Annotated in this window: 13 protein-coding genes; 7 read left to right on the forward strand and 6 right to left on the reverse strand. The window is 70.3% G+C overall.

What is annotated here, in order from left to right:
• The 4 genes from KBZ04_RS08365 to KBZ04_RS08380 all read right to left on the reverse strand — a co-directional run.
• Positions 1-455: glycoside hydrolase family 104 protein (locus KBZ04_RS08365; RefSeq protein ID WP_254991496.1), on the reverse strand; the 455-nt coding region annotated here is incomplete at its 3' end.
• A gap of 361 nt (positions 456-816) precedes the next feature.
• Positions 817-1,854, reverse strand: coding sequence for a tryptophan--tRNA ligase (gene trpS / locus KBZ04_RS08370; RefSeq protein ID WP_254991497.1), 1,038 nt, complete (start codon positions 1,852-1,854; stop codon positions 817-819).
• Positions 1,851-2,393, reverse strand: coding sequence for a hypothetical protein (locus KBZ04_RS08375; RefSeq protein ID WP_254991499.1), 543 nt, complete (start codon positions 2,391-2,393; stop codon positions 1,851-1,853). Before KBZ04_RS08375 ends, trpS begins: the two co-directional genes overlap by 4 nt.
• 15 nt (positions 2,394-2,408) lie before the next feature.
• On the reverse strand, positions 2,409-2,975 hold the full coding sequence (locus tag KBZ04_RS08380; RefSeq protein ID WP_254991500.1) for a hypothetical protein: 567 nt from the start codon (positions 2,973-2,975) through the stop codon (positions 2,409-2,411).
• Positions 2,976-3,111: 136 nt separating this feature from the next.
• Here KBZ04_RS08380 and KBZ04_RS14215 point away from each other — a divergent pair, with 136 nt between their 5' ends.
• The 6 genes from KBZ04_RS14215 to KBZ04_RS08410 all read left to right on the forward strand — a co-directional run bounded on the left by KBZ04_RS14215 (position 3,112) and on the right by KBZ04_RS08410 (position 9,720).
• Positions 3,112-4,509, forward strand: a complete 1,398-nt coding sequence (locus tag KBZ04_RS14215) for a YcjF family protein (RefSeq protein WP_315860096.1) — start codon at positions 3,112-3,114, stop codon at positions 4,507-4,509.
• A gap of 155 nt (positions 4,510-4,664) precedes the next feature.
• The gene (gene psbA / locus KBZ04_RS08390) at positions 4,665-5,741 is read left to right on the forward strand and encodes a photosystem II q(b) protein (RefSeq protein WP_254991501.1); all 1,077 of its coding nucleotides are present in this window, start codon (positions 4,665-4,667) and stop codon (positions 5,739-5,741) included.
• 146 nt (positions 5,742-5,887) lie between these two features.
• Positions 5,888-6,847 (forward strand): metal ABC transporter substrate-binding protein, encoded by a 960-nt coding sequence (locus KBZ04_RS08395; protein WP_254991502.1) that lies wholly within the window; start codon positions 5,888-5,890, stop codon positions 6,845-6,847.
• A 4-nt stretch (positions 6,848-6,851) separates the two neighbouring features.
• Entirely contained in the window at positions 6,852-7,646 is a 795-nt protein-coding gene (locus tag KBZ04_RS08400; protein ID WP_254991503.1) for a metal ABC transporter ATP-binding protein, read from the forward strand.
• On the forward strand, positions 7,643-8,515 hold the full coding sequence (locus tag KBZ04_RS08405) for a metal ABC transporter permease (RefSeq protein ID WP_254991504.1): 873 nt from the start codon (positions 7,643-7,645) through the stop codon (positions 8,513-8,515). The genes KBZ04_RS08400 and KBZ04_RS08405 overlap by 4 nt, the downstream gene beginning before the upstream one ends.
• Positions 8,512-9,720 carry a DUF4336 domain-containing protein gene (locus KBZ04_RS08410; protein WP_254991505.1) on the forward strand — a complete coding sequence of 403 codons (1,209 nt, stop codon included), beginning with the start codon at positions 8,512-8,514 and terminating at the stop codon, positions 9,718-9,720. The genes KBZ04_RS08405 and KBZ04_RS08410 overlap by 4 nt, the downstream gene beginning before the upstream one ends.
• Here KBZ04_RS08410 and KBZ04_RS08415 read toward each other — a convergent pair.
• Positions 9,717-10,076 (reverse strand): DUF760 domain-containing protein, encoded by a 360-nt coding sequence (locus KBZ04_RS08415; RefSeq protein ID WP_216908177.1) that lies wholly within the window; start codon positions 10,074-10,076, stop codon positions 9,717-9,719. The two genes, KBZ04_RS08410 and KBZ04_RS08415, sit on opposite strands and share 4 nt — an antisense overlap.
• Positions 10,077-10,125: 49 nt before the next feature.
• A complete protein-coding gene (lepB, locus tag KBZ04_RS08420) occupies positions 10,126-10,734 on the reverse strand; it encodes a signal peptidase I (RefSeq protein ID WP_254991506.1) in 609 nt (202 codons plus the stop codon).
• Positions 10,735-10,787: 53 nt separating this feature from the next.
• Here lepB and menD point away from each other — a divergent pair.
• Positions 10,788-11,810 (forward strand): 2-succinyl-5-enolpyruvyl-6-hydroxy-3-cyclohexene-1-carboxylic-acid synthase (gene menD, locus KBZ04_RS08425; RefSeq protein ID WP_254991507.1); only part of this gene is annotated, 1,023 nt, incomplete at its 3' end.

Below are 11,810 nucleotides of genomic sequence, written 5' to 3' on the forward strand. Positions count from 1 at the left end.
AGGCCTTGGCGATCGAAGCGCTGCAGCGCTCCCCGATCATGGATCAGATGCAGGGCCGCCTGATCCTGGCTGGCGGGACGGAAATCCCGGAGCTGGAGCTCCTCGGCGGCCTGATCCCAGGTGGTGGGGAGGAACTGATAGGCCCCGGCGGCGGCGCTGGCGTAGCGGCGCCGCACGACGATGTCCGGATGGCGACTGAGATCGTCGAAGCGATCACCGCCGTAGAGCACCTGGTAACCCAACTGGCTGCCTCCGATCCAGGTGCCTTCGGCGAAGCGGATCGTGTTGAGCAGGGCCCGCCGCTCGGGGGTGATGCCGTAGGGGCCGCCACCCGTTCGCCGTCCGGTCACCGCCACCGCTCCCGCCGGCTGGGCTGTGGGCATGGCCACCACAGGGGCCGCTGGGGGCAGCGGTGCGACCGGCCGTTGCACCATCGGCAGGAGCATCAGCAGCACAAGGGCAAGCGGGCCGTGCTGATGCGGCTTCGGTGGTGATGGGAAAGGGCGACGCAAGGGCAAGCAGTCGTCAGGGGACCCTGACCTTGGTCAGGCCCAGCCCCCGAAGGCGAGACCCCTGCGCCCGTACTGGACAAAACAAGGCCCAACGTGCTTGGACGGCGGATCCGAGAGAGAGGCTCTCAGGAAAAATTCAGTCAGGGCAGGGAGATGCCCGCGAGTTCCCAGCCGTCAAGCCCCAGCGGCCTGGCGTCCCGTAACAAGCGCTACATCCACGACGAACGATCAGCTGTCGTGATCAATACATAACGAAGGATTTACACATTCTGGCTGCACCTTGCCGAGAAGGCGGCAGCTCGCTTCAGTTCAAGGTCAGAAATCCCAGGGCGCTGCGGACCCGCTGCAGCGTGGCTCCGGCCACGGCCGCAGCCCGCTCCCTTCCGTCCCGCAGGACGGCCTCCAGGCTGGCCGGATCACTGCGCAGCTCGGCGTAACGCTGCTGCACGGGCCGGAGGGCTTCCACCGTGGCCTCCGCCAGCAGGGGCTTGAAGCCACCCCAGCCCATCGAGGCGCACTCCGCCGCCGCCCGCTCGCGGCCCACGCCGGAGAGCAGGGCATAAAGGCCGAGCAGGTTGTCGGCCTCCGGCCGCTCCGGGTTACCGAACTCCAGCCCCATGACCGGATCGGTCTTGGCCCGCTTGATCTTGCGGAGGATCAGCTCTGGGGGGTCCAGCAAGGTGATGCGGGAACCCTCATTGGGATCGCTCTTGCTCATCTTGGCGCTGCCGTCGGTGAGGCTCATCACCCGCGCCCCCTCCTTCAGGATCAGGGGCTCGGGCACCTTGAGGACGGGGTGCTCCGGATCGGGCGCATAGCGGGCGTTGATGCGCTGCTGAGCGATGTCGCGGGCCAGTTCGAGGTGCTGCTTCTGGTCCTCCCCCACCGGCACCCGATCGGCGTCATAAAGAAGGATGTCCGCGGCCATCAGCACCGGGTAGTCCAGCAGCCCGACGGAGACGTTGTCGCCCTGCTTGAGCGCCTTCTCCTTGAACTGGATCATGCGCTCCAGCCAGTTGAGCGGCGTGACGCCGTTGAGCAGCCAGCAAAGTTCGCTGTGGGCGCTCACCTGGCTCTGGACGAACACCGTGGCCCGCTGCGGGTCGATGCCGCAGGCCAGGTAGAGGGCGGCGGTGGTGAGGGTGTCCTCGGCCAGGCGCTTCGGATCGTGGGGGACCGTGATCGCGTGCAGGTCGACCACGCAGAAGAAGGTCTCGTGGCTGTCCTGCAGATCCACCCAGTTGCGGATGGCACCGAGCCAGTTGCCCAGGTGCAGGGCGCCGGTGGGCTGGACGCCGGACAGCACCCGGGGCCGTGCCGGCGTGGTGCTGGCCTGGCTCACGCGTCGGGGGTGGCGTCGACCTCGGTGTCGGCAGGCTCGATGACGGCGTCCGGAGCCACCTCGGCGGCCTCCGGCGTCGCGTCAGCCGCCAGCTCCTCGGCAGGGGCTTCGGGCTCACTCACCTCGACGGGGAGCGGCGGCTTGCTGGGCCGGGCAAAGGGATCGACGCGGACGCCGCCCTGGCCGCCACGGCCGCCGGAGCGGGGTTGGCCGTCACCGCCGATGACGCGGCGGGGCTCACCACTTCCGCGGGAGACGGGGGCACGGGAGCCCGCCTGGGCGCGGTTCTCGGCCACGAGGGCCTCGAGCTGGCCCTTCTCCAGCTGGTCGGCCAGGGTGCGCAGGGCGAATCCCAGCACCGCCACGGTGGAGCGCAGGCCGAAGGCATCCTGCAGGGCGCGGGCCGCCTGCAGCTCGTTATCGCTCAGTCGGATGCGGAAACCACCCGGTTCCCGGTTCGGCCCTGAACGGCCGCCGCGCTCGGGGGAGTCCCCACGGCCGGAGCCAACGGGATGAGGAGTGTTGGTGTCGTCGCCCATGGCCGCAGCCTGCAATCAGGGGCAAGTGTCGCGCATCGACGGCCGGCCGCCGGCCGCCCCAGGCCCCAGCCACAGCAGCCGATGCCTGCCGAGGCGCGCCGGGCCCTGCCGCCGGGCCAGCACCAGCAGAGGCACGGGCCGTGGACTCTCCAGGGCGAAGCGCTGGCGGTACTGCTTGAGAAGGTCGAGGTAGGTCTCCAGGGTCCAGCCCTGGGTCCCCCGTTCCTGGGCGGTCCAGTACTTGCGCAGAGCTTCCCGGCAGGCGTCGGCGCCGAAATCCTCCCAGCAGGCCCGTTCGGCCTCCCACCCCGAAAGGCCGGCCGCCACCAGCTCCCGGTAACGGCACAGCTCGGGGGCCTCCTGGCTGCAGTCCGGGGGCAGCCGCTGGGCGAGATGCTCCACCGAGACCCGGCTCAGACGCAGCCAGCAGCGCTCGAGCAGCAGCACCGGCAGCCCGCCGTGCCAGTGTTCGCAGCCCTCCAGCTCCTTGAGGGCGTGGCGCAGCGCCTGCAGGTGGTCCGCCAGCAGGAACAGGCCATCCGCTGTCGCGGCCAGGCCTGCCCGGGCATCGGAAGACGGCACGGTGCGGACCCGGACGACATCACGAATCATGCTGCGTCCCGCCAGGGTCTGCAGGGGCGACGGCTTAAGGGAGGTGGTCGGGGGTGTGAGCCCCGTCACTTCTGAGCTAGAGAGGCATCGCCGCCGGCAGCCACCCGTGACGCCCCAGGACCCCCTGCGCCCAGCCGCCCTGTCCTCCCTGTCGCGCGTCCTGCTGTCCGCCGGCTGGGGCCGGCAGGCCCTGCTGCTGGCGGGCGGAGTGCTGGGCGGCGAGCTGATCCTGCGGTCGCTGCCCGGGGAAGGCTGGGGCCTGATGGGATTGGCGGGGGTTGCCGCCGGCTGGTGGTGGCTGGGCCGGCGACCCTCCCGGCTGGCGGTGCCGAAGCTGCCCGGCAGCTTCGATGCCTGGCTGCGGCGCTGCGACGCGCTGCTGCTCCAGTTCGAGCAGCTGGAAGGGGAGCCCGGCGAGGGCCAGGGACGACGCCACGAAGCCCTGTCCGCCCTGCGCGAAGAGGGGTCCCGGTCCGGCCTGCACCTGGCCCTGGTGGGCTCTGTGGCGCCGGATGCCGCCTGGGCGCCCCAGCTGCAGCGGGCCCTGCGCGGCCGTCTGGCCCTCAGCCTGCGCTGGGGCGAAGCCCTGCCGGCGGTGAGCCCGGAGCGCCGCTGGCCGGACGGCCTGGCCGCCGCCGACGTGGTGCTGTTCCACCTGGTGACACCCCTGCGGGCCGCCGACCTGCGCTGGCTGGAGGCGGTGCCGGTGGGTCAGCCCGTCTGGCTGCTGGTGCAACCGGACGCTCCCTGCGATCCGCAGGCCCTGGCGGCCGAACTGGTGTCCCAGTGGCCGGCCGCCGTCCCGGAGCGGCTGCTGCCCTGGGATGGCAACCCCGAAACCCTGGGCGACAGCCTGCAGCCCCTGGGCCGCTGGCTGAACAGCGAAGCGCCAGCCCTGCGGCGGGCCACACCGCTGCGGCGCTGCGAGGAGCTGCACCGCCACTGGCAGGCGGAGCTGGAGCGCCTGCGGCGGCAGCGGCTCGTGCAGCTGCAGCAACGCACCCAGTGGCTGGTGGCGGCGGGGGTGTTCGCCGCCCCCCTGCCCTCGCTGGATCTGGTGGTGCTGGCGGCGGCCAACGGCCTGATGCTCCAGGAGATGGCCCGTCTGTGGGACTGCCCCTGGAGCGTGGAGCAGCTCAAGGCCGCCGCCGTCGAACTGGCCAAGGCCTCGCTGCTGCTGGGGGTGGTGGAGTGGAGCAGCCAGGCCCTGGCGGCGGCGGTGCGCCTCCACGGCGCCACCTGGCTGGTGGGCGGGGCGCTCCAGGCCCTGAGCGCGGCCTACCTCACCCGGGTGGTGAGCCATGCCATGGCCGATGTACTGGCGCTCTCGGCTGGCGTGGAGGCGCCGGACCTGGAGCGGATCAAGCGGGAGGCGCCGCTGCTGGTGGCGCGGGCGGCCGAGGCCGAAAAGCTCGACTGGCCGGGGTTCCTGCAGCAGGGGCGCGACTGGCTCGGCCAGCAGCTGGCTGCGCCGGCCAGCGGCTCCCTGCCAGCCACGCCATAAAGAATGTTCATGAAGTCTCTTCATGTCTTTTCATTGCGCTGGCGCCCGATTAACTGAAGGATCGTTGCGGGCTGATCGGATCCAGAGCGGCGTTACGTAACGTGAATGGACCTCCCTTGTGGAGGTATTTCTGCTCGTTCCCCCGTCTTACTTCCATGACCACTGCCCTCCGCAGCGGCCGCTCCGGAAGCTGGGAAAGCTTCTGCAGCTGGGTCACCTCCACCAACAACCGCATCTATGTCGGTTGGTTCGGTGTGCTGATGATCCCCTGCCTGCTGGCCGCCACCATCTGCTTCATCGTCGCCTTCATCGCGGCGCCCTCCGTCGACATCGACGGCATCCGTGAGCCCGTCGCAGGCTCCCTGATCCAGGGCAACAACATCATCTCCGGCGCCGTTGTTCCTTCCAGCAACGCCATCGGCCTGCACATCTACCCCATCTGGGAAGCCGCCAGCCTCGACGAGTGGCTGTACAACGGTGGTCCTTACCAGCTGGTGGTCTTCCACTTCCTGATCGGCATCTCTGCCTACATGGGCCGCCAGTGGGAGCTCTCCTACCGCCTCGGCATGCGCCCCTGGATCTGCGTCGCCTATTCCGCCCCCCTCTCGGCGGCCTTCGCGGTATTCCTGATCTACCCCTTCGGTCAGGGTTCCTTCTCCGACGGCATGCCCCTCGGCATCAGCGGCACCTTCAACTTCATGCTGGTGTTCCAGGCTGAGCACAACATCCTGATGCACCCCTTCCACATGCTGGGTGTGGCCGGTGTGTTCGGTGGCTCCCTGTTCTCCGCCATGCACGGCTCCCTGGTGACCTCCTCCCTGGTGCGTGAAACCACCGAGAGCGAGTCCCAGAACTACGGCTACAAGTTCGGCCAAGAGGAAGAGACCTACAACATCGTGGCTGCCCACGGTTACTTCGGTCGCCTGATCTTCCAGTACGCCTCGTTCAACAACAGCCGCAGCCTCCACTTCTTCCTGGCGGCCTGGCCGGTGGTCGGCATCTGGTTCACCGCCCTGGGCGTGAGCACGATGGCCTTCAACCTGAACGGCTTCAACTTCAACCAGTCGATCCTCGACGGTCAGGGCCGGGTGATCAACACCTGGGCCGACGTGCTCAACCGTGCCGGCCTCGGCATGGAAGTGATGCACGAGCGCAATGCGCACAACTTCCCGCTGGATCTGGCCACCACCCAGTCGATTCCCGTCGCCCTGCGCGCCCCGGCCATCGGCTGATCCAGCGATCGGCCCTGCCCTCGGCCAGCCGATCCCCCCCTGGCCCCCTCTGCTGAGGGGGCTTTTCTGTGGGCTGGCCCGGTCACCGCCCGGGGCGAACGGCCGCCAAACTGTTCATACCAAGCTTTCTTGCTCCCCCCAGCGGCATGCCCCAGCTCCGCTCGGATGGCCAGGGCCTTTGCCGCCTCCGAACACATCTGACGCGGGCTCTGCTGGGCGCTGCCCTTGTCGTGCCGCTGCTGGCCGGCGGCTGTGGGAGCCGTGGCACGGGCGAGGCGACGGATTCACGCCCCCTGGTGCTCACCACCTTCACGATCCTGGCGGACATGGCCCGGCAGGTGGCCGGCGAGCGGGTGCGGGTGGAATCGATCACCCGGCTGGGGGCCGAGATCCACGGCTACGAGCCCACCCCCAGCGACCTGAAGCGGGCCTCGGGCGCCCGGATGGTGCTGGAGAACGGCTTCGGGCTGGAGCGCTGGGCCGAGCGCTTCTACGCCAGCCTCCGGGATGTCCCCCACGTGACGCTCACCGAGGGGATCACCCCCCTGCCGATCGCCAGCGACGCCTACCGGGGCCAGCCCAACCCCCATGCCTGGATGTCCCCGCGGCTGGCGAAGGTCTATGTGGAGAACATTCGCCGCGCCCTCACCCGGCTCGACCCCGCCGGCGAGGCCACGTTCCGCCGCAACGCCCAGCGCTACAGCGCCCAGCTGGACGCCCTCGATCAGGAGCTAAAGACCTCCCTGGTCCGGATCCCCCCTGCCCAGCGGGTGCTCGCCACCTGTGAGGGCGCCTTCTCCTACCTGGCCCGCGATTACGGACTCGCCGAGGCCTACCTCTGGCCGGTGAATGCCGAGTCCCAGGTCACCCCCCAGCGCATGGCCCGGTTGATCGCTTTGGTGAAGCAGCGCCAGGTGCCGGCGGTGTTCTGTGAAAGCACGGTCAGCGCCGAACCCCAGAAGCAGGTGGCCAGGCAGTCGGGGGCCCGCTTCGGGGGCACTTTCCATGTGGACTCCCTCTCCCTTCCGGACGGCCCGGCCCCCAACCTGCTGGAGCTCCAGCGTCATAACGTGGAGACCCTGCGAGCGGGTCTGGCGGGGAGCTGAACCCATGCCCTCCGGCCAGCCTCTACACCACGACAACGGGCGCATCTCGGTCCGCCATCTCTGCGTCGATTACCACGGGGTGGTGGCCGTCCACGACGCCTCCCTGCATCTTGATGCCGGCAGCATCTGCGCCCTGGTGGGGATGAACGGAGCCGGCAAATCCACCCTGTTCAAGGCCCTGATGGGCTTCGTGCGCCCGTCGGCGGGCAGCATCGCCATCAACGGGCTGCCCCTGAGCCAGGCCCGCCGGGCCCGGGCGGTGGCCTACGTCCCCCAGACCGAAAGCGTCGACTGGAACTTTCCCGTCAACGTCCACGAGGTGGTGATGATGGGCCGCTACGGGGCCATGAATCTGCTGCGGATCCCCCGGCCGCTCGACCGGGAGGCGGTGCAGGAGGCGCTTGAGAGGGTCGACCTGTGGCCGCTGCGCCACCGCCAGATCGGCGCCCTCTCGGGCGGCCAGCGCAAGCGGGCCTTCCTGGCGCGGGCCCTGGCCCAGGGCGCCTCGGTGATGCTGCTCGATGAGCCCTTCAACGGCGTCGACATCCGCACCGAAAAGCTGATGATCGAGCTGTTCGAGCAGTTCCGGCGCGAGGGACGCACGCTGATGATCGCCACCCACGACCTCTCCCATGTCACCGGCTTCTGCGACCAGGTGGTGCTGATCAACAAGACCGTGCTCGCCTACGGCGAGACCGCCTCGGTGTTCACCAGCGAGAACCTGGCCCTGACCTTCGGCGGCCTGCGGCTGGAGGCCTCACCCGCGGCAGCCACGGACCCCGATCCGCAGACGCCATGAGCACCCTGCTCACCTGGCTGGTCGAACCGCTGCAGCAGGAGTTCATGGTGCGGGCCCTGCTGGTCAGCATGCTGGTGTCGTGTGTCTGCGGCCTGCTCTCCTGCTACATGACGCTCAAAGGCTGGGCCCTGATGGGCGATGCGGTGTCCCATGCGGTGATGCCCGGTGTGGTGATCGCCTACGCCCTGAACCTGCCCTTTGCTGTGGGGGCCTTCGTCTTCGGCGTCGGCTCGGTGGCCCTGATCGGCTACATCAAGCAGATGACCCGGATCAAGGAGGACACGGTGATCGGGCTGGTGTTCACCGGCTTCTTCGCCCTCGGCCTGACGCTGATCTCCAAGGTTCGCAGCAGCATCGACCTGTCGCACATCCTGTTCGGCAACGTGCTGGGCATCAGCTCCTCCGACATCCTCCAGACCGTGCTGATCAGCCTGCTGGTGCTGACCGTGCTGGTGGTGCTGCGCAAGGACCTGCTCCTGTTCTGCTTCGATCCCACCCACGCCCGCTCGATCGGCCTCCACACCGGCGTGCTGCACTACCTGCTGCTGTCGATGCTCTCGTTGGCGGCGGTGGCCGGCCTGCAGACGGTGGGGATCATCCTGGTGGTGGCCATGCTGGTCACCCCGGGGGCCACGGCCTACCTGCTCACCGATCGCTTCGACCGCATGGTGTGGCTCTCGATCCTGTCGGCGGTGCTCTCCAGCGTGGCCGGGATCTACTGGAGCTACTGGATGGATGCCTCCACCGCCGGCTGCATCGTGATGGTGCAGACGCTGCTGTTCCTGCTCTGCTTCCTGCTGGCGCCCCGCCATGGCCTCCTGGCCCAGCGGCGCCGCTCGCCGCGGGCCTCCCGCTTCCCTTCCGCGTGAGCGCCACGTCCGGGGACACGGCCACGCCCCTGCCGGCGGACCAACACTGGCCCTGGTGGCCCCTGCTGCCCCTCTACCCCTATGGCCGCCGCCGCACCCTGGTGCGGGAGCTGATCGGCGGCAGGCTGTGGAGCTTCGAGCAGGTTCAGGGGGTCTGGTACGTGGCGGTGCCGATCCGCATGGTCGTGCTGCGGGTGCGGGAGGGACTGCTGCTCCATGCCCCGGTGGCCCCCACCGCCGAGGTGCTGGCCCGGCTGCGGGAACTGGAGGAGCGCCACGGCCCGGTGTGCACCATCGTGCTGCCCACCGCGTCGGGGTTGGAGCACAAGCTGCCGGTGCCGGCCATGGCACGGGCCTTCCCCGGGGCCAAGGTGTGGGTGTCGCCGAAGCAGTGGAGTTTCCCGCTGCCGCTGCCGCCCGCCTGGCTGGGGTTCCCCGCCTCCCGCACCCGGGTGCTGCTCAGCGATGGGGTGCCCCACGGCGACCAGCTCGACTGGCTGCCCCTGGGCCCGCTGGACCTGGGGCTGGGCACCTTCCTGGAGATCGCCTGCTTCGATCGGGCCAGCGGCAGCCTGCTGCTCACCGATGCCCTGGTGGCGATTCCGCCGGAGCCGCCGGCGGTGTTCGATCTCGATCCCACCCCGCTGCTGTTCCATGCCCGCGAGCGGGGCGATGAACCCCTGATCGACGATCCTGAACGCCGGCGCCAGGGCTGGTGGCGGATGGTGCTGTTCGCCACCTACCTGCGCCCCCGGCCCCTGGAGGTGCCGCCCCTGGGCGAGGTGCTGCGCCATTGCCTGGCACCGGGGTGCCGGGGCGCCAGGGCCCACTTCGGCTTCTACCCGTTCCGCTGGTTGCCTGGCTGGCAGGAGGATTTCGAGGCCCTCACACCAGGAGGCCGCAGCCGTTTGCAGGTGGCGGCGGTGCTGGAGAGGCTGGTGTTCCCCCGCGAGCGGGCCGCCCTGGTCGCCTGGATCCGTGGGCTGGCTGGCCTGAAGGACCTGCGCTGGGTGGTGCCGGCCCACCACGAGGCTCCGGTGGCCAGCTCAGCGGCGGAGCTCACCGCCCTGGCGGATCGGATCGAGGCGGGGGAATGGGCACCCGATGGTGGCTCGTGGGAAACCCTGGCCGGGATCGACAACACGCTGGTGCGCCTGGGGTTGGTGCCGGGTGAAACCCACCAGAGCCCGAAGCCCCAGCCCTAGAGCTCCAGCTCGCCGGGGTCGTCGTCGAGGCCGGCCTCGAACCCGCCGCTGCCGAGCATGGCTGATTCCAGCTCCATGCGCTGCTCCATCTGGCGCAGGAAGTAGCCGGTCATCATCGCCGAGGCCAGCAGACCGGCGAGGTTGTCGCGGCTGGCCTGGATCTTCACCTCGAACTGCTCACCGGGCAGCATGCCCAGTAGACCCTGGACGTTGTGGCGGATGATGTCCTGGATGTCGCCGGTGGCCGAGCGGGCCACCCTCTGCAGCACGTCCGGGGACTGTTCCTGCAGGTACTGAATCAGCGAATTGTCGCTGATCGCCTCGTTGTCGGCGGTCAGGAACTCCGGGTTGAACATGTGCCCTCCGGTGTGCGCTGCAACACGGCACGCACCCTACCGCAGTCTTTCAAGCGCCCTCGGCTGGGTGGGGAGAGGAGAACCCAACCGGACCGAACCGGGCCAGGGGCCAGTAACGCCAGATGGCGGTGCCGATCAGGTCGCTCTCCGGCAGGGGGCCCCAGAGGTGGGAATCCAGGCTGGCATTGCGGTTGTCCCCCAGCACCAGCACCTCGCCGGAGGGCACCACGAAGGGCTCCAGGTTGTAGGCCATGGGCTCCCTGGCCCAGTCGGGCTCGGCAGGGGTGCCATTGCGCCAGAGCTGGCCATCTCTCACCTCCACCTGATCGCCGGCCACCGCCACCACCCGCTTGATCAGGGCCGTGCGCGGGTTGTAGCCCGCCTCCTGCAGCCGGGCCGGCGGGTGGAACACGACGATGCTGCCGGTGCGCACACCCGAGCCGAAACGGGGTGTGAGCTTCTCCACCAGGATCCGGTCCTGGAGCTGCAGGGTGGGCAGCATCGAGCCCGACGGGATCCAGCGGGGCTCCACCACCGCCCAGCGCAGCAGCAGGGCCAGCAGCACCCAGAGCAGCAGGCGGGCGAATTGCTGCAGGAGCCCGGTGGCCCCGCCCTTGGGGCCGGAGGGGGGCTTGGCGATGGCGGGGCCGCTGGCCATGGCGAAGCCGTCGATGAGGATGATTCCCCCATCCTGAACAGTGGAGCTCCCCGGTGGCCGGGCCCCCGTCATCGCTGGCCAATGTGCAGGCGGCCCTGACCCTGCTGGAAGCTCTGCGCCGGGGCGGGCTGGCCCATGCGGTGCTCTGCCCGGGCAGTCGCTCGGCGCCCCTGGCGGTGGCCGCCGCCCTTCTGGAGCCAGGGGGCCTGCGCCTGCACACCGCCATCGACGAGCGCAGCGCCGCCTTCTTCGCCCTCGGCCTGGGCCGGGGCAGCGGCCAGCCGGCGGCCGTGATCACCACCTCGGGCACGGCGGTCGCCAACCTGCTGCCCGCCGCCGTGGAGGCCGACTTCGGCTCCATCCCCCTGCTGCTGCTCACGGCCGATCGGCCGGCCCAGCTCAAGGGCTGCGGCGCCAACCAGAGCGTCAACCAGGAGGCCTTTCTGGCCTGCAGCTGCCGCTGGCTGGGCAGCGGGGACCCCGAGGGGTTGGCGGCGATGGCGCCCAGGGAGCTGCAGGCCCTCGCCCGTGCCGCCCTGGCCGCCGCCCAGGGGGATGGGGCCGGCCGTGGCGCCGGAGCGGTCCACCTCAACCTGCCCTTCGCCGAACCCCTGCACGCCGGCGGCGTCGAGCTGACCCAGTTGGCCGCCACGCTCTCCGGCCAACCTCCGGACGCCGACCCCCCGCCCCCGCCCGGCAACCCGCCGCCACCTCTCCGCTTCGCCACCACAGACGCCGCGACCCTGGACCCGGACCGCGCCGGGGTGGTGGTGGCCGGCCCCTGGCGCGGCAGCCCCGCCGCCTGGCCCGCCCACGTGGAGGCCCTGCGGCGCTGGCAGCGGCGCAGCGGCTGGCCCTTGCTGGCCGATGCCCTCTCGGGCCTGCGGGGCCTGCCGGGGCTCGATGCCGTGACGGCCTACGACCTGATCCTGGCGGAGGCCTCCTCCAGGGCGGCGGCGACCGGGGGCCTGCAGGTGTTGCGCCTCGGCCCCCTGCCCGCCAGCCGTCGCCTGCAGCGCTGGCTGGCGGCCCAGGACGGGCCCCAGGTACTGGTGAGCGAAGGGGACGGGCGCCCC

The organism is Cyanobium sp. N5-Cardenillas, from assembly GCF_024345515.1.
In the GTDB taxonomy this organism is placed as follows: Bacteria; Cyanobacteriota; Cyanobacteriia; order PCC-6307; family Cyanobiaceae; genus Cyanobium.